The 19109-nt window shown below is 44.2% G+C and carries 14 protein-coding genes and 1 pseudogene; 11 read left to right on the top strand and 4 right to left on the bottom strand.

Annotation, left to right across the window (positions count from 1 at the left end; genetic code table 11):
* Positions 1-19 precede the first annotated feature (19 nt).
* Positions 20-760, bottom strand: coding sequence for a substrate-binding periplasmic protein (locus tag NO992_RS11150; protein WP_371377077.1), 741 nt, complete (start codon positions 758-760; stop codon positions 20-22).
* Between the two features lie 246 nt (positions 761-1006).
* Here NO992_RS11150 and NO992_RS11145 point away from each other — a divergent pair, with 246 nt between their 5' ends.
* The 8 genes and pseudogenes from NO992_RS11145 to NO992_RS11110 form a co-directional block, all read left to right on the top strand.
* Positions 1007-1681: a GntR family transcriptional regulator gene (locus tag NO992_RS11145; RefSeq protein WP_171039514.1), complete on the top strand. Its 675-nt coding sequence runs from the start codon at positions 1007-1009 to the stop codon at positions 1679-1681.
* Positions 1682-1695: 14 nt separating this feature from the next.
* Entirely contained in the window at positions 1696-2574 is an 879-nt protein-coding gene (prpB, locus tag NO992_RS11140; RefSeq protein ID WP_371377074.1) for a methylisocitrate lyase, read from the top strand.
* Positions 2575-2652: 78 nt separating this feature from the next.
* Positions 2653-3774, top strand: a complete 1122-nt coding sequence (gene prpC / locus NO992_RS11135) for a 2-methylcitrate synthase (RefSeq protein WP_010370193.1) — start codon at positions 2653-2655, stop codon at positions 3772-3774.
* Positions 3775-3848: 74 nt separating this feature from the next.
* A complete protein-coding gene (acnD, locus tag NO992_RS11130) occupies positions 3849-6443 on the top strand; it encodes a Fe/S-dependent 2-methylisocitrate dehydratase AcnD (RefSeq protein ID WP_069020951.1) in 2595 nt (864 codons plus the stop codon).
* A gap of 2 nt (positions 6444-6445) precedes the next feature.
* Positions 6446-7621 (top strand): 2-methylaconitate cis-trans isomerase PrpF, encoded by a 1176-nt coding sequence (prpF, locus tag NO992_RS11125; RefSeq protein WP_045963644.1) that lies wholly within the window; start codon positions 6446-6448, stop codon positions 7619-7621.
* Between the two features lie 148 nt (positions 7622-7769).
* Positions 7770-8369: a LysE family translocator gene (locus NO992_RS11120; protein ID WP_371377069.1), complete on the top strand. Its 600-nt coding sequence runs from the start codon at positions 7770-7772 to the stop codon at positions 8367-8369.
* 84 nt (positions 8370-8453) lie between these two features.
* Complete coding sequence (locus tag NO992_RS11115; protein ID WP_017217738.1) at positions 8454-9059, top strand: GNAT family N-acetyltransferase; 606 nt, start codon at positions 8454-8456, stop codon at positions 9057-9059.
* Between the two features lie 329 nt (positions 9060-9388).
* Positions 9389-9568: pseudogene (locus NO992_RS11110) on the top strand (hypothetical protein); the annotation flags it as partial.
* Between the two features lie 261 nt (positions 9569-9829).
* Here the strand turns inward: NO992_RS11110 and NO992_RS11105 are convergent.
* From NO992_RS11105 to NO992_RS11095, 3 genes are all read right to left on the bottom strand, one after another.
* Positions 9830-11431, bottom strand: coding sequence for a sensor histidine kinase (locus NO992_RS11105; protein WP_371377064.1), 1602 nt, complete (start codon positions 11429-11431; stop codon positions 9830-9832).
* Between the two features lie 178 nt (positions 11432-11609).
* On the bottom strand, positions 11610-12623 hold the full coding sequence (gene adhP, locus NO992_RS11100) for an alcohol dehydrogenase AdhP (protein ID WP_069020955.1): 1014 nt from the start codon (positions 12621-12623) through the stop codon (positions 11610-11612).
* Between the two features lie 392 nt (positions 12624-13015).
* The gene (locus NO992_RS11095) at positions 13016-16522 is read right to left on the bottom strand and encodes a S8 family serine peptidase (protein ID WP_371377061.1); all 3507 of its coding nucleotides are present in this window, start codon (positions 16520-16522) and stop codon (positions 13016-13018) included.
* Positions 16523-16881: 359 nt separating this feature from the next.
* On the opposite strand from NO992_RS11095, the gene NO992_RS11090 reads away from it, so the two are divergent.
* From NO992_RS11090 to NO992_RS11080, 3 genes are read left to right on the top strand one after another with little or no spacing between them, the layout of a single operon-like run.
* Complete coding sequence (locus NO992_RS11090) at positions 16882-18171, top strand: hypothetical protein (RefSeq protein ID WP_010370168.1); 1290 nt, start codon at positions 16882-16884, stop codon at positions 18169-18171.
* Between the two features lies 1 nt (position 18172).
* Positions 18173-18595, top strand: coding sequence for a GNAT family N-acetyltransferase (locus NO992_RS11085; protein WP_371377058.1), 423 nt, complete (start codon positions 18173-18175; stop codon positions 18593-18595).
* A complete protein-coding gene (locus NO992_RS11080; protein WP_371377055.1) occupies positions 18580-19092 on the top strand; it encodes a Crp/Fnr family transcriptional regulator in 513 nt (170 codons plus the stop codon). Before NO992_RS11085 ends, NO992_RS11080 begins: the two co-directional genes overlap by 16 nt.
* The last annotated feature ends 17 nt before the right edge of the window (positions 19093-19109 follow it).

Genomic DNA, 19109 nt, shown 5'->3' with positions numbered 1-19109 from the left:
TAGCAAACAACTCCACACGTTAATGCGTTAATCTATATTTAGCATAGATGGATTTTATTTTTCCGTCATTAACCATTCGTCGCAAGGCGATATTTATTTCCGTTTGTAACTCAGTTAAATGAGGCTGCAAGCGCATATGTACGGGTAATCGGCTTATTTCATAGCAAGATTGAAATTTGCGATACTTTGGTTGTTGTGAAATATAGTAATCTGCTGTCACCGAACCAATCATGATGTAGTCTAAACGCTCATGTTCAAGCTGTGCTAGTAGTTCTTTCTCCGATACATTTTCATAAACAACTATCTTGTCTTCACCCAAGTGCGCTTCAAAATTATCGTAACGATACCCTCTTACTTTGCCGACTAATGCGCCATAAAACTGCTCGGGCCTATGCTTGCCCACACAGCGAGATTGATACCCAAGCAGCACTTCGGTTGAGAAGGCATAGTCGATGCTGTAAATCCCTGGGACGTCTGCTTCGGCCCGCCACGCTTTATTGATCCCAGGTTCAATATCTATTTTACCTTGATCGAAATAGCGCTGTCCTCTGGCGACAGAGAGCGGCATAAACTCAAATTGGTATGAAGTCAGTTTTGCCAACTCTTGAAAAATGTCGACAAAAATACCTTTGGGTTTTCCTTGCTCTTCAAAATAGTAAGGAGGATTGGCACCGTGATAGACCAGTACGGTATAGGTTTTCGCCTGCGCTAATCCGGTTATTAGCAGCAGAGAAAGCATTACTATTTGAAAACACCGCATCGTAATCTTCAGGCTAAAGTAAAGGTATCTTCATAATATGCATGATTTTTAAGCGATGCAATTACTCCTTTCCTGATACCGTATCGAGATAAATACATGAGACTGATTATTTGTCACAAACTATAAATATGGTGAATACTGCTTATATTGAAAATTGTCGACAATTTACAGCGGGGCTGGTTGACGTGCGCGTCAACCAGCACTATATTGTCTACAACTTAAATTACTAAGACTGGCTAACTAATGATGAGCTTTTTTGACGAGCAAGCGGTTACTTCTTCTGATAAAGCATTCTTTCGTATGCGAAAGGAAATTGTAGAAGGTGAAATAACGGCAGGTTCTAAGCTCAGCGAAATGGAATTGTCGACAAAGTATGAAGTCAGCAGAGCGGTTGTTCGCGAGGCAATTAACCGCTTGGAGTCATGTCACCTAGTTGAGCGTAAAGCTAACGTAGGGGCGCGCGTTGTTACCCTCACACCGGAAGGATTGATGGAGCTTTATCAGATCCGTGAAGCACTAGAAGGTATGGCAGCAAGGCTTGCAGCACAGCACATGACTGATATTGAAATTCAAGACCTAGAAGGTTTGTTGTCGAGTCAATTCGATGAAGTCAAAAACCAACATTCTTATTATCAAGAAGCGGGCGATCTCGACTTTCATTACCGCATTATTCTTGGCAGTAAAAATGCGAGTCTTATCTCTATGCTAGTCAATGGACTGTACCACTTGGTACGTATGTATCGTGTGCAGTTAGGGATGGCCGGTCCCCGCGTCACCACGGCATTTGACGAGCATAAACATATCGTTCGTGCGATCAGTAACCGCGACCCAGAACTGGCAGAAATACTGATGCGTCGACATATTCAATATTCTAAAAATAATATCGCAACCAAGTTAGCAAGCAATCAATCACACTTTTAAGAGAGAGCATCATCATGAGCGCAGGAAAAAAATTTCGTGAAGCATTAAAAGCCAATAAACCGCTTCAAATCGTCGGCACTATCAACGCATATAGCGCGATGATGGCAAAGAAAATCGGTCATCAAGCTATCTATCTTTCTGGTGGTGGCGTTGCTAATGCATCTTATGGTTTACCTGACTTAGGAATGACATCTCTAAATGATGTAATTGCAGATGTAAGTCGCATTACCTCGGCATGTGATCTACCTTTAATGGTCGACATTGATACTGGATGGGGCGGCGCATTCAATATTGCAAAAACCATTCGAGATATGGAAAAAGCAGGTGCAGCTGCGGTACATATGGAAGATCAAGTAGCGCAAAAACGCTGTGGTCACCGTCCAAATAAAGAAATCGTGTCGACCGAAGAAATGGTTGACCGTATTAAAGCAGCAGTTGATGCGCGCACCGACCCTGACTTTTTCATTATGGCAAGAACAGATTCGTTTGCACAAGAAGGGCTAGAAGCGGCAATTGAGCGTGCGAAAGCCTATGTTGCAGCAGGCGCTGATGGCATTTTTGCAGAAGCGGTACAAACTGAAGAGCACTATCGCGCATTCAGCGAAGCACTTGATGTGCCCATCCTTGCGAATATCACTGAGTTTGGTAAGACAGAACTTTGGAACAAAGCTGAGCTGGGTGAGTGGGGCGTAGATATGGTGCTTTACCCATTGAGTGCGTTCAGAGCGATGAACAAAGCGGCGGAGCTGGTGTATCAGTCTATTTTAGAAAATGGGGATCAGAAATTGGTACTCGATACCATGCAAACCCGAATGGATTTGTATGATTACCTTGGTTATCACGATTATGAGCAAAAGCTCGATGCATTATTCGCCGAAGGTAAAAATAAGTAAAAAATTAAAGCTGTTGAGGGTTGCTCAGCAGCACAAAATATCAATACCCAGCAGGTAAAAAATTCAGGAGACAATAATATGGCTAAAGTACTAAGTGGCGCGGGCCTTCGTGGTCAAGTAGCAGGAAAAACAGCACTATCAACGGTAGGTAAGTCGGGCTCAGGTTTGACTTATCGTGGCTACGATGTAAAGGATCTAGCTGAAAATTGTCAGTTTGAAGAGGTGGCTCACCTTATCCTTAAAGGTAACTTACCAAACCAAGCTGAACTAGACGCTTATAAAAGCGAGCTAAAAGCAATGCGCGGTTTGCCGCAGGCATTAAAAGAAGTATTAGAACGTATTCCTGCTGACGCACACCCAATGGACGTATTACGTACGGGTTGTTCAATGCTTGGTAACCTTGAAGGTGAAGCAAGCTTTGATGAGCAAGGTAAAGTAACCGATCGCATGCTGGCAAGTTTCCCAAGCATTATTTGTTACTGGTATCGTTTTAGCCATGATGGCGTTCGTGTCGATGTGGAGACGGATGACGATTCAATCGGTGCACATTTCTTACACTTATTGCACGGCGAAAAACCAAGTGAGCTACATGAGCGTGTGATGCACGTATCACTTATCCTTTATGCAGAGCATGAGTTTAACGCATCAACCTTTACAGCGCGTGTTTGTGCCTCAACGCTTTCTGACATGCACTCATGTATTACTGGTGCGATTGGTTCTCTACGTGGTCCACTTCACGGTGGCGCAAACGAAGCGGCAATGGAAATGATTGAGCGCTTTGAATCTGCGGATCACGCAGAGCAAGAAATGATGGGTATGCTTGAGCGTAAAGAGAAGATCATGGGCTTTGGTCACGCTATCTATTCAGAATGTGATCCTCGTAACGAAATCATCAAACGTTGGTCTGAAAAACTAGCGGCAGATGTGGGGGATACCGTACTTTACCCTGTATCTGTGCGCTGTGAAGAAGTCATGTGGCGCGAGAAAAAACTATTCTGTAATGCCGATTTCTTCCATGCATCAGCTTATAACTTTATGAAGATCCCAACTAAATTGTTCACGCCAATCTTTGTTATGTCACGTCTGACAGGTTGGGCTGCACACGTTATGGAGCAGCGCGCAGATAACCGTATCATTCGCCCATCGGCGGAATACACTGGCGAGGAGCTACGCCCAGTTCCTGCCATTTCTGAGCGTTAATCGAACACTGTTCGAATCTATTCTGGCGGTCGCCATGACCGCCTGTTCTCCGTCACCGATTGTTGGAAGTTGTTATGAATACTCAATTCCGTAAACGTTTACCTGATTCTGAGCTTTGCTATTACGATACAAAAGAAGCGGTAGAAGCCATCAAACCAGGTAGCTATGAGACTTTACCTTACACCTCGCGCGTCCTTGCTGAAAACTTAGTACGCCGCGCTGAGCCTGAAAAACTCAATGATTATCTTGAACAAATTATCGAGCGTCGTCGCGATTTGGACTTCCCGTGGTTTCCTGCTCGCGTGGTTTGCCATGATATTTTGGGCCAAACTGCTTTAGTCGACCTTGCGGGTCTGCGTGATGCTATCGCTGAAAAAGGCGGCGATCCGGCTAAAGTCAATCCAGTCGTACCGACTCAGCTGATTGTCGATCACAGCTTAGCTGTAGAGCACGCCGGTTATGAAGAAGATGCATTTGAGAAAAACCGCGCGATTGAAGACCGTCGAAATGACGACCGTTTTCACTTTATCAACTGGACCAAAACGGCATTTAAAAACGTTGATGTGATCCCGCCAGGCAACGGTATTTTGCACCAAATCAATTTGGAAAAAATGTCGCCAGTTATTCAAGCGCGCGACGGTGTTGCCTTCCCTGATACACTTGTTGGCACCGACAGCCACACGCCACACGTAGATGCACTCGGTGTTATTGCCGTTGGTGTGGGTGGCCTTGAAGCGGAAAGCGTGATGCTTGGTCGTGCGTCTTACATGCGATTGCCTGATATTGTTGGTGTTGAAATCATTGGTAAACGCCAACCGGGGATCACCGCAACAGATATCGTACTGGCGATCACTGAGTTTTTACGTAAAGAGCGCGTAGTTTCTAGCTACTTAGAATTCTTTGGTGAAGGTACGCAAGACCTTAATTTAGGTGACCGTGCGACAATTTCAAATATGACACCAGAGTATGGCGCAACCGCGGCCATGTTCTATATCGATGAGCAAACCATTGATTATTTGAAGCTCACAGGCCGTGATGACGAGCAAATTAAGCTGGTGGAAAAATACGCTAAGCTAACTGGGCTTTGGGCTGATTCCCTAGAAAACGTGCAGTACGAGCGTGTACTTAAGTTCGATTTGTCGACGGTGACGCGTAATATTGCCGGTCCTTCAAATCCGCATCGCCGCGTTGCAACTAACGATCTGGCTAATCAAGGTATCGTTAAAGAGATTGAAGCGCCAAAAGATGGCTTGATGCCTGATGGTGCGGTGATCATCGCTGCTATCACTAGCTGTACTAATACCAGTAACCCACGCAACGTAGTTGCCGCAGGCTTGCTGGCACGTAATGCCAATAAATTAGGTCTTGCTCGTAAACCTTGGGTGAAAACGTCTTTTGCACCGGGGTCAAAAGCGGTACGTTCTTATATGGAAGAGGCAAAGCTCCTACCTGAGCTTGAACAGCTCGGTTTTGGTGTTGTTGCCTTTGCTTGTACGACTTGTAATGGCATGAGTGGCGCACTTGATCCGAAAATTCAACAAGAAGTGATTGACCGTGATTTATACTCAACGGCAGTGTTATCGGGTAACCGTAACTTTGACGGTCGAATTCATCCTTACGCAAAACAAGCCTTCTTAGCGTCACCTCCGTTGGTTGTGGCTTATGCAATTGCAGGCACCGTGCGTTTTGATATTGAAAATGGTGTCTTAGGTCGCGATCAAGAGGGCAATCCAGTCACGCTTAAAGATATCTGGCCAAGCGATGAAGAAATCGATGCGGTGATCAAAGAAAGCGTAAAACCAGAGCAGTTCCGCGCCGTTTATGAGCCAATGTTTGACCTCACGGTAGACTATGGAGAAGACAACGACCCACTTTATCAGTGGCGTCCAACGAGTACCTATATTCGTCGCCCTCCTTATTGGGAAGGGGCACTCGCGAGCGAGCGTACCATGAAAGGCATGCGTCCATTAGCGATTTTAGGTGACAACATCACCACTGACCATTTATCGCCATCGAATGCGATTTTGGCAAGCAGTGCGGCGGGTGAATATCTGGCCAAAATGGGCTTACCAGAGGAAGATTTCAACTCATACGCGACACACCGAGGTGATCACTTAACGGCGCAGCGTGCGACATTCGCCAACCCCAAACTATTAAACGAAATGGTGGTAGAAAACGGTGAAGTAGTACAAGGTTCACTGGCGCGTGTTGAGCCTGAAGGCAAAGTCACCAGAATGTGGGAAGCCATCGAAACCTACATGGAGCGTAAACAACCGCTGATCATCGTTGCTGGCGCAGATTACGGCCAAGGTTCGTCTCGTGACTGGGCTGCAAAAGGTGTGCGCTTAGCCGGGGTTGAGGTTATCGCAGCGGAAGGGTTTGAGCGTATTCACCGTACTAACTTAATCGGTATGGGAGTACTACCGCTTGAGTTTAAAGCGGGCACTACCCGTAAAACGCTTGAACTCGATGGTACAGAAACCTATGACGTTGAGGGTGAACCGGCACCTGGCGCTACATTAACTCTTGTGATTAATCGTCAAAGTGGTGAGCGTGTGGAGGTACCTGTGACTTGTCGCTTAGATACCTTTGAAGAAGTATCTATTTACTCTGCTGGCGGCGTGTTACAACGCTTTGCTCAAGACTTCCTCGAAGCGGAAGGCGTATAACCATGAGTCAATTTAAGCCGCAAATTAAAATTCCCGCCACTTATATGCGTGGCGGCACCTCTAAAGGGGTGTTCTTTAATTTAACAGATTTACCCGAGTACGCGCAGCAACCGGGTGAAGCGCGAGATAACTTGCTGCTACGTGTGATTGGCAGCCCAGATCCCTATGGTAAACATACCGATGGCATGGGCGGCGCAACTTCCAGTACCAGCAAAACCGTGATTTTAAGTAAAAGCGACAAAGCTGACCATGACGTGAATTATCTTTTTGGTCAGGTTGCTATCGACAAACCATTTATTGATTGGAGCGGAAATTGCGGCAATTTAACGGCTGCAGTTGGCGCGTTTGCGATTAGTAATGGCTTAGTCGACGCGAATAAAGTGCCAGAGAACGGCGTCGCCGTCGTTAAAATCTGGCAGGTGAATATTAGCAAAACCATAGTAGCGCATGTTCCAATCAGCAATGGAGAAGTGCAAGAGACGGGCGACTTTGAACTGGATGGCGTAACTTTCCCAGCAGCAGAAGTGGTGGTTGAGTTTATGGATCCAAGCGACCCAGATGTTGATATGTTTCCGTCGGGCAATCTCGTCGATACGTTAACTGTGCCTGATGAAGGCACCTTTGAAGTGACCATGATAAGTGCCGGGATCCCAACGCTTTTCTTCCGTGCTTCCGATTTAGGTTATGAAGGTACTGAGTTACAAGAAGCGATTAATGGAGACTCAGCTGCACTAGAGCGATTTGAAAAGATCCGTGCTTATGGCGCAGTTAAAATGGGTTTAATAGGTCATATTGACGAAGCGAAAGTTCGCCAACATACCCCAAAGATTGCTTTTGTTGCACCTGCTAAATCTTATGCAGCATCGAGCGGTAAAGCAGTGGAAGCCAATACCATCGACTTAAACGTTCGCGCCTTATCCATGGGTAAGTTACACCATGCGATGATGGGCACTGCCGCTGTGGCGATAGCAACCGCGGCAGCAATTCCTGGCACCCTAGTTAACGAAGCCGCTGGTGGTGGTGATCTTAACTCCGTAACCTTTGGACATCCGTCAGGCACCTTAAAGGTTGGCGCTGAAGCACTACAAGAGTCTGGCCGTTGGCAAGCTAAAAAAGCCGTCATGAGCCGCAGCGCTCGCGTGCTAATGGAAGGCCGAGTTTGCGTCCCAGAGGCGTAGCAGCATACTAAATTAAAGGCTCTATTCCCAGGAGCCTTATTTTCAAGATAAGAAAACTCCCGAGTTGTTGCTTGGTCGTGAAAGTGTGCCTGCCATTCGGCTTCTTTTTTGATTTCCACCATGCAGACTTGTAATTCATAAGGACGATATGATGTTTGAAGCTTTACTTTCTGTGGCAATCACAACCGCGGTATTACTTGGCTCACCCGGTCCTGCGCCACTTGCACTGGCTGCGACGGGGGCGAGTCAAGGTGTTAAAAAAGGTTTCCCGTTCTTAGCTGGTATTTTGGCAGGACTGCTTGTCGCGGTGATCTTTGCTGCCACTGGGGCTGCAGGGTTACTGGTTAGTCATCCCCAAGTGACACTCATGCTCAAATGGCTTGCAGCCGCCTACTTAATTTATGTAGCCTACAAAATTGCAGCAAACAACGCGGCGCTTGGCAGTGCAGGTGCGCAGCTACCGAGCTTTAAAGATGGGTTTATTCTTAACCTCCTCAACCCCAAAGCCTACGCCGCGTGTATCGCTATTTTTGCGATGGCTTCGGTGCCGGCAAGCTCAAATCTAGTTGCTACGTTACTTGCCGCTAGCGTGTGCTACGTAGTGGCGATAGTGGTCGACACAATATGGCTGGCATTAGGTGGTGTGATTTTTAAAACGCTGAAAGATGAAACCGTGCTCAAGCGGATCCGAGTTAGCTTTGCGTTAACTTTAGTTGTACTTGTTCTTTACGGGCTATTTGTCGTTTGAGTTTGATGGGAAGTCACTGGCATAGCTTTTAGGCTTAAATAGGTGTAATAATCTAAGTTATGTATCCGCCACTCAAAAAAGCCAATGATCGTTCCACCTGGTGAAAAAGACATCCCCATAAGTGATATCCGTGTTGAGTTTTCGGACTCAGCGTTTGCTTTGAGAACGTTAAGAATAGGGGAATATAAACGGTTGGAGCGTCTGTTTTCGCTTAGATATGGTGATGAGTACGATGCCGAAGAGTTATTAAAGTTACGACAACAAAGAGTGCTAGTACCTTTTTTACAAGCTACTGAAGATAAATCAAAGCACTGTATTTGTGTGCGACAAACTCAAACGCGCGAAATGCTTGGCATGATCTTAATTACAGTCGATGACTCAGCGGCGAAAAAAGTATTAGTAGAAGAGAGTTGGTTTATCCACGATGCCCTGTATGACAAGGTGTTTTGTGTACTGGTGACAGAGTATTTGAATACGCTAGGCTTCGCTTTAGTTGAATTTAGAGTCGACGAGCGTAATGATTTAGTACGCCGGTTGGTTGAGCAACTTGGTGCTCACTTTGATGGCATATTACGTCGTGAAGGTGTTTATCGGAACGAGTGCTTCAACCTTGCTGTGTACTCTATTTCTCAGGAAGAGTGGCAGTGCGTTGTTCCTCTGTATTCTATTTACAAAGCATTGCCGCAATAATAATGAAGTTTAAAGTGTGCATTTATGGAAAGTAAACCAAAGTATTTTCGCTGGCAACTAGGCAGACAACAGTCCGGCTATCAAAAAATGTTACTAGCAAGCGCGATGTGGCCAGTTAAGTTTGATATGTATTTAACCTGAGCTTCGGATAATCTATGCCTTTCTAGCAGCCAGTTTTCGCGCTAACTGCGTTGAATTCACTTCCAATAGCCAGCTATTAGTACGTAAATTCGCCTTGTTATCCCCAAAACTCTCTGGCTAGATAAGGAAATAATTTGATTTTAGTTTAAAAACAACCAGTTAGAACATGTCTTATCCAAACCTCAGGTTATTTACTAATGTTTCCAACTGGATGCGAAGTACCACCACATACCGATAAAGTCGTTTCAGGGAAACATTTCAGGCTAAATATTGTGTTAAAACGGGCGAAGTTAGGCGGTGAATTTAAGTGTAAAGATCCGCTTTATAGCAGCAGTCGCATTAAATTTTTGAACCTGAACTCGGGATAAGAAGTTAGTTAATTCATTAAAATACCTAAGTTCAAAAGCGTAATATCACTCTAGCCAGAAGTTATTTCTTAATACAAGGCAAATTTGTGCGTTAATAGCTGGCCTATTGCAAGCAAATTTAACGCAGTAGTAAGGGATAACAGCTGCTAGAGAACAAGTTGTTATCTCGTGTTCAGGTTTTGATAAATCAGAGCATTCCGTTTCTAAAGTGGAAGCTGGTACTCGATTGCTGTTAAGTATCGGCTGGGTCCGTTAGCGCGACTAGCTCGGCAACTTGATAATGACGCATGTTCCGGAATTAGATTCCGTTTCACACTCAATTACACCACTAAAATACTGAGTGACAATAGCGAGTGCAACGCTTAGCCCTAAGCCCAAGCCTTTTTGGGTGCGATTACCGACGACAAAGGGATCAAATACTTTATCTTTGATTTCATGTGGAATACCGCTGCCGTTGTCCGTGACTTTAATCGTATATCCAAGTTTTGAGACTTGAGCTGATATAATCACACACGGGCTTTGCACTGAGTTATCAGCAAAGGCGTGGTAAAACGCATTTTCTATTACAGGTTGGAAAATCTGCTGTAATAACCTCTCTGGGGCGGTGATAGCAAGTGCTTCGGGAATATCGAGGGTAATATCAATATGTGGGTGTTGATTGGCAAGCTCACTCACACATCGTGTGATAAGTGGCTGTAAGTAAACAGGCTTTACTTCTCCTTCAAATCCAGTATTAGTGATGATTTTGAGCTTGTCGATAATACCTGTGATCCGCTCGGTACTATTGACGACGAGCTTGGCACAACTTTCAATATTTTCTATCGAATGCAATAAAGCAGACTTGGCGATTTCATTTTTATTTACCCTTTGTCTTACTCCTTCGACAAGCAATAGTTGGTTACTGGAAGCGGTCATGGCGACGCCAATCGGCGTGTTAATCTCGTGGGCAAGTCCTGGGATCAATCGCACCAGCGTTGCTGACTTTTCGGCGTTTATCAGGCGTTTTTGAGTCTCACTGAGTTCACTGATCGCGTGATTAAGTGCTTTGTTTTTTTCTATTAACTCTTCAGTTTGGCTTTTTACCTCCGTATTTAGATAATCAATAATACTTTTACGGATGGCCGAACGAGAGTTGTACAACGCGATGAGGCTAAGTAATAGCAAGATAAAGCAAACAAACGCGGCGCCATAATAGGACTTTACCTTTTTATTGCTGCTTGCAAGGAGTGAACTGAAATCCTGCTCTCTGCGCTCTAAAAAGGTATTGATGTGCGTCATTATTTGTACTTTACTTTGGAGGTAAGCCTCGCTGTACAAAATCTTGAGGGCCTGTTGATTTTTCCCTGCTGCCACGAGTTCGAAGGCTTCACGCTCAAGTGACACGAGTGCTTCACTTTTATCCTCTGCATTTCGCAGCATAGTTAATTCATCCGTAGAAACCCCGTTTTCTAATAATAATGTCAGCAGCGCTTTTGGTGCTTCTTTTTCAAATGGCGCTTGACCCTCTTTGACCAGTAACATGTCCCAATAGACGCGGTGCAAATGCTTAGGGCGGGGGGAAGTGCCGTTACGGATCGTTAAGATCTCATCAAAAAATTGCTTAAACTTAGGGTTGCCCGTGGCGGCATAAGCCCGCGCCATCATGGTGAGTTGATCTGAGCTGAGTCTTAACTCTTGGGATAACCGAACAAGATTAAAATTCCTTTCTATTTCTTGCTCTTGCGCTTCTTTATTGACGAATGCTAAAAACGTGAACACCACAGAAAGAAAAAAAAGCAGCATGGAGAGCGCTGATATATGGTAGAAGTACTTAAAGCTAAACGACTGACTTGGATGAAGTATGTTGCTTTGACTGACAGCCATGTATTCAACGTTGTTAGGACTCGAATACACAAAGTATAGTTAACCTAAGCTCGGAATAACAATTTGTTCTCTGGCCCGTTGTCATCCCACGTTCTGGTTGATCGTTCTAGGCTTTTGTCACTTTGCCGAAGTGAGAAAGCAGCCAAATGGATAACAAGTATTTGGCTGCTCGATGGGTCTAGTCGAAAGTAAGTACGATCCTGCCGTTAATGTCGCTATTGAGCATATCGTTAAATATATCGTTGATTTGCTCGAGTGGCTTGGTTTCAATAATGGCTTTTACCTTGCCCTCAGCAGCAAACTGCAAGCATTCAGTGAGGTCTTGACGAGTACCAACAATACTGCCAACAACACTGATACCTTTAAGAACGGTATCAAATATAGGAATAGGCATTTCTTCAGGTGGTAAGCCAACGAGCACACAAGTACCGCCGCGCTTTACGCTGTTAAATGATGTCGTAAAGGCTGGCTTTGAGACCGCGGTACAAACTACGGCTTGGACTCCACCTAGCTTATTTTGCATTAACTCTGCGGGATCATTGTGCTTAAAGTCGATACATAAATCGGCGCCAAGATCTTTTGCCAGTGCTAACTTTGACTCACCAGTATCAACCGCAACTACATTCAGCCCCATTGCTTTGGCGTATTGCACTGCTAAGTGACCAAGGCCTCCTACACCAATAATGGCAATCCATTCACCGGGTTTAGCTTTCGATACTTTTAGTGCTTTATAGGTGGTGACGCCCGCGCAGAATAGAGGTGCGGCATCGACAAATGACAAGCCTTCGGGGATTTTTACCACGTAGTTGGCGTCAGCTTTACAGTACTGTGCGTAACCGCCGTCGACGGAATAGCCACTATTTAACTGCTCTGGGCATAAGTTTTCGTTGCCTTTTAGGCAGTGTTCACAATGACCGCAGGCGCTATGAAGCCAAGGTACACCGACTCTATCACCAACGGCTAAATGTTTAACATCGTCAGCTTTTGCGATAACGGTACCCACACCTTCGTGACCGGGCACTAGTGGTAATTTAGGTTTAACTGGCCAGTCGCCATGACAGGCGTGTAAGTCGGTGTGGCAAACACCACAGGCGGCTATTTCAACGATGACCGATCCTTGTGTAAGTTGCGGCTTTTCAATTTCTTGAATTTCTAACGGTTGTTTAAATTGGTGCACTAACGCTGCTTTCATCTTTTTGCTCCTTGATTGAGTCGATAGTAGCTTAGCAGCTATAACTAGAAACAATTTGATCCGAAACAATGAATAAGATGAGAGTAAATAACCTGAGCTGCGGATAATTAATGCCTTTCTAGCAGCCAGTTTTAGCGCTAACTGCGTTGAATTCACTTCCAATAGCCAGCTATTGGTGCGTAAATTCGCCTTGCCTACAGGATGTAGGTACCTTAGCGAGAGCAGGACGCGGAAGCGGTGTTTTCCCTAAAACTTGCTGGCTAGACAAGGAAAAAACTAAGTTGTGCTTTAGCAACAATGAGTTGGAACATTCCTTATCCAAACCTCAGGTTAAATAAAAATGGCGAGCACAATGCTCGCCATTTCATTACTTAATTACAAAAAGTAGGGAGTTATTTTCTTCTACGTAGCAACGCAAGTGGTGCTGCTAGTAGTAACCAAAATAATGAACCACTTGAAGATTTTGATGGTGTCGGCGTCGGCGTTGGATCTGGAGTCGGTTGTTCTGACTCTTCATCCATTAAGTTTGTTACCTCGACCATAATTTTCGCAGGCTCAGATACATTGCCACCGGTATCAGTCGCCACGACTTCAAGCTCAACGCTTTCTAGTCCTGAGTCGAAGTCTAGTTGCTCGCTGTTGGCGACAATGACCTGTCCTGATGAATTAACCGTGATAGCTGAAGAAGTTGAAGCAATAACAATAAACTCAGAAACTGGGTTCGCAAAGTCAGATGCATATTCAACCTCTAGTTGGCCAATAACGGTATCGACCGCTGTATTTTCCTCGACTGAGAATGACTGATCAGCAGTGATGATTGGCGCTTTCGCTGATTCTTCTGACGGAGAAACAATAACTGGTACCGCGCCGTTACTTGATAGAATCATGAAATCATTGTCGGAGAAAGTTAGGTTTGCTGACTCACCAGGTGCAAGCTCTGTTACTTCATTACCAGCATCATCAACGAGCATAGCTAAGCCTTCTGCTTCAGTTGTAGCTACTTCCATTGCTGGTGCTTTTATCATGAAACTATCAGCGAACATTTCGTCTAGAGAATTTGATGGGATCGGCATCCAAGTCTCTTCTTCAGTGCGGAAGCGAATCTTGGCTTCCACTCCGGTTGCGACCTGCTCGGCTGTAAGTCCAAATGCATCGGCACAACTACTCATGGTGACGAAATTATTACCAGATGCAAATTGAATATTAGTAATAAAACCGCTTCCTGAACCATAACCATGAGTAAATGAGATAGCGCTACCAGATAGGAAATTGCCAAACCATTCTTGCTTGCCGTTTTGAACAGTTACATCATAAGTGCCATCTGGCGATGTCCCACCTTCAGCTGGCAAATCGAAATCAGCCATAAAGCCACCTTGATAAGTGTGGATAATAGGTTGATTAGTAACCATGGTCGTCAATAGCATGTAACCGGTATCACACACGTCAGTTGAGACTGAAGTTGTTTCTACAGCAGCACCGATTATATCTAAACGTTCGCTATCACCTGCTTCATCTTTTGCAACCGTTGAAGCAAAAAATGGCTTTAAAGTCGCAGCGCCAGTATTGGTTAATACGTGTCTAGCACCTTGGTCATCAACGACAGGCATAACTTTCGCGTTAGCAGCAGCTTTTGGTAGCACATGATAGACCAAGTGCAGTGCTTTTTCGTCGCCAGACATAAAGTTCAATGCACCATCAAGCTCTAATGTTGTAAGGTCGTGTGTTGCATCCAAGAATGCCATGTTGGCAGAAGTTAATGTCCATTCAGGGAGTTTAGTTGGATCTATAGTTGCTGTAACGTCAAACGAAATGGTTTGCCCTGCAGGAACGGTGATCGACTCAGGAAAGGCCATACTAAGTGCGCCACGCTCAGCGTCGTCAGCAAATCGCTGCTCATATGCCAATGTATAGGTTTGTTCTTGGTTCGAGAAGTTTTTAACGACTACCTTTTTGGTGATAGATGAAGTTTCAGATAGTGAAACCAAGCCAAATGATAGCGCCGCTTGCATCGTATCTTCAGCCCATGCTGCAACCGGAAGGTTTGCCGCTTTTTCAACATCTACAAGACCTGAACCAATAAAGCTGATTGGTGCAAGCGCTGCATTTGGGTTTTGCGAGCGAGGTTCCATGGTAACATCTAAGTTAGCCGCATTCATTAATGTTGCTTTTAGCTCAAAACCATTGCGATTTGGTAGTGCTTCTTTAAGCATACTCATGGCACCAGCAGTAATAGGGCCGGAGAATGAAGTTCCACTTGCTGGAGTAAGTCCATCACCAAGGCCTGGATGTGCAGTCATAATGCTAACACCTGGCGCTGTGATTTCAGGTTTTAATCTTCCGCTGATAGAAGGTCCGCGAGAGGTGAATGACGCGATCATGCCTTCTTTTAGAATGATTGTGGCACTCACATTATAGGCAACATTGTTTCCTGCTAGTAACTGTTGTTTAAGTGCTTTACCTTGGCTATAGCTCAAACCAATTGTCGGGATCTCAATACCTGGAGCACTGCCACCTGGTTCAGTTGGACCACCACCTTCAACATTATTGGCGATCATCACCAACTTAGCGCCTTTCGCTTGGGCGTTTAGCACTTTTTGAGTGAAGTTACAGCCGCCTCGGTCAACAAGGACCGCTTTACCTGTAAAGTCGACGTCGTCTGCAAAAGGATCGCAAGCAATAGATGTGGCATCTCCTCGGTCATTCTTTTCAGTCTCAACAAATGCTAGCGGGGTTGTGTCACTACTAAACTCAAATTCTTCAAAGCCCTCAGGGTTAAAACCTGCCGCACCTGCTTCAGCCGTTTCCCCCATCAAGGTTGCTAAAATGTGCTGACCTTTTATGACAGAGTGCTCCATCGCACCGACTGAAAGTGCATTATCGGTTGTACTAGGGCCACCAACAATAAACGGTGTAGGGCCATCATTACCAGCAGAGATAACAACGTTAGTACCTAGCATCACGGCTTTATCAATAAGCTCTTGTACCGCCCCTGCACGGTTATCACCAAAGTCTCCGCCTAGTGACATGTTAACAACATCCACTCTGTCAGAAATATCACCGTCTCCATTTGGATCCATGGCAGACTCTAATGCTAAAAGCTGGGCTAAACCAGGACAGCTATCATTATCACAGACTGAATACACAAATAGCTCAACATTCGGTGCGATACCGGTTACTGAATGAGATACGTGAGTACCGTGATTAGTACCTACGTCAATTGGATCTGGATCGTTATTGATAAAATCATAACCGCCTAGCACTTTGCCTTGTGGCCAAGCTGGAGTGTCTGAAGGGTTATTTGCTGCAGCTTCATACGCCTCGGCCGTACCAGCGCCGCCAAATGCTTGGTGAGTGTAATCAATACCCGTGTCAAGTACTGCAACACGAATTCCTGCACCTGTAACTTCACCTGTTGAAACTAAAGGCGTTGCTTTTATGTAATCGGCACTGTCAGCCACATTCAATTTATAATCAAATACAGGTAGTACCGAGTGTACTAATGGATTGTTCAGCAGTTTGTTAACCTCTGCTTCTTCGCCATTGACGATAATTGCGTTGGTTAGCTTAGATGTCTTCGCCACAACTTGAAGTGTTGGACTAGTGTTAGCAATTGTAGCCTCTACACTTTGTTGAGTTTGCTGAATACTTGATGTTGCATTTTTAGAATTAATGCCAGCAAGACTTTGTTCAGCCACTGAGGGAGTTGTTAATTTAACTAACCATGTTACAACGTTCTGTGTAGATTTCCTTGTCTGTTTATTCTTTAATTCTGGATATTGACTTTTTAGAGATGGTTTATTTTCAAAGTTATATTGATTGTACGTCGCAGCAGCAACTGTAGAAGACGACAAAGCAGTCACTACGGCGATTGTGAGTGCTGACTTATTTAGAGTTGACATCGGATTTCCCCATCATACTTGTTATGGTTTTTAATTGTTTTATTTACATCCCATTTCAGGATTTGAACAAATATAGTTCCTTTTTGGGTGGCATTTCAACTTTTTGTTACGAAAAGTGGGATTTTTTTACTTTTTTAATTCTTTTCTCATTAACAATTTCATGATGTAGGATCATAAAATGGGAATACGTCTTTTCTCATTGGCTCGAACGTTGCTGAGATGGTGGAGTCAAAGTGTATTAGCAATACAGCAAGTTAATTGAATATTTTTATTGCTAATATCTCCACGCTATTCTTAAATAATAGTTCATTAAAAAGAAGTCCTTAGCCCAATAAGTCTTATATATCACAGGAAAGCAAATGGATCTTAATAGCTTTAACCTCGGATGTTTAGCAGGAATTTTTTCCGCAAATAAGCAGTCTCCTGAATTGACTGTATTGTTTGACGAGTTCGTGCAATGTTTTGGTAAATTGAGTGGCGTTGATACTCAGTTTGATATGAATGATTGGAGTAGTGTTCACACTGAGTATGGTGTAGCCATTTCTCCTGTTCAGGCCGCTAAATGTTCTCAAGAACAGCTGCGTAGTTTGGTTTTTATGCAGGGCGTAAAGGCAGCGATTGAAGATAAATTGAGTGAAGGCTTATCCGAAGTGCGTATTTTATACGCAGGCACCGGTCCCTACGCCACGCTATTGCTTCCATTGTTAGCACTACACCCCAGTCTTCCTATAAAAGCTACCCTAATAGATATACACCCAGAAAATGTCGTAGCGGTGAAAAAGTTAATTGATACTTTTGATGTCGAGCACTGTATCGAACAGCTGGTTTGTTGTGATGCATTAAAATGGCAGGGTGAAGAAAAATGTAGCTTTGATATCGTGATTTCCGAGACGATGACGGCACTACTAAAAAGAGAGCCACAAGTTTGGATCTTCAAGCATCTATTTCCCTACCTCAAAGAAGACGGTATTTTGATCCCTGAGTCTATCGCATTATCGGCAACATTAAATAGAAAAGGGGAGCAAATACACATTGGAGAATTTTTTAACCTACAGAAATCTTCGGTACAGAAACTCAGTGGTGGTGACGATACGCTATTAAGTGGGAAGCTGGTTATCCCAGATAGCCACCAGCCAGGAGATGGCTTTAAGTTGCAAACGGATATCGTCGTTTATGATCGCTACGGACTCGGTGAAAATGAATGCAGTCTCAATATTCCATTTACCATCCCATGTGAAGCAACTAATTTATCAGCTGGCGCTATTGTCAAATATGCATACGTCAATTATGAATCTCCCGAGTTCGTGTTTGACTTCCCATCACCGCCGAGTTTCGTGCAAGATAATTGCCTTGCACCCATAGATGAACAGGGAAAGCTTGGCCTAGTTGGAATAAAAAGTGTTTTTCAGCATTCTCAGCTCATCAAGTATGGTAAGAATATGGCTATGCCTGAAAACCTTTGGTTATGTCAGCAAGCTTTATGTGATGTTTTTAATGTTTCGCTTCAAGATTGGCTAGCGAAGCTCTATCAATCAGTTACTTTAGAGGCTTTTGAGGAGTGGCTAATGGAACAAGAATCGAGATTACAGGATAGCCTTTTTATTAGTGAACTTAATTCAAAACTTCTACTTAAGTATAAAAGCGAATGAGATGGTCACATTAGTTCGAGGTGTTTTTACACAACTTCCAGCTTTGAGCAAAATGGAGAATGCGGATGATAATAAAGAATTTATCTTGAGCAATTCGCTGCTTGCTCATCAGCAGTTATTTTCTGAATCCAACATACACTACTTAACAATCCACTCAGATAGTGAAATAGTTGGCTTTATTATTTTAGCCGTTGAACCAGAACTGAAAAATGTTGAATTTCGCCGTATTGTGGTTGCTAAAAAGGGATTGGGAATAGGGCAAGAAGCGATAAAACAGATGGAAAAATACGTGTTAGAGGAGTTGTGTATAACGCGCATTTGGCTAGATGTTTTTGCAGATAATACTCGAGCGCAATACATATACCAAAAGCTTGGATATCAGCAGTTCGATACGATGCCTGGCTACTTATGGCTCCACATATAAAAATCGGTCATTTCACAGCCGATACGATACTATTCGCGCAAGGCGAGAAAATCTCGAGTGTTTACTTTTTATTAGCGGGATATGGACGATATTTCTACCTAGATGAAAAGGGTAATGAACGGAATAAATCTCTGTTACAAAAGAGCGGGGCATTTTCTTGTTTATCTTGTTACCTGGAAGATCAGCCAAGTCCATTTTCAACGCAAGCGCTAACAGACTGTGTGATTGCCGAAATTCGCTATGCTGACCTAGTCACTGTATCTGAGCAAAACCTCAACTGGGGGCGGTTTGTACGCAAAATGTATGAACAGTTGGTACTTAAAAAAGAGAAACGCGAAGCGGCGTTACTTCAGTTAAGTGCAAAGGAAAGATACTTACGCTTTACCATAGAAAATCAAGCATTAAGCCGCTCGGTTGCATTGCGCCATATCGCGATGTATCTCGGGATCACGGATGTATCGCTGTCGAGAATTAGAAAAGAGCTTGGCTTAACATAGGTTAAGGCGCAGCAACA

It is taken from the genome of Pseudoalteromonas sp. DY56-GL79, assembly GCF_041414765.1.
Taxonomy (GTDB): Bacteria; Pseudomonadota; Gammaproteobacteria; order Enterobacterales; family Alteromonadaceae; genus Pseudoalteromonas; species Pseudoalteromonas piscicida.
This window is presented reverse-complemented; position numbering and strand designations above follow the sequence as displayed.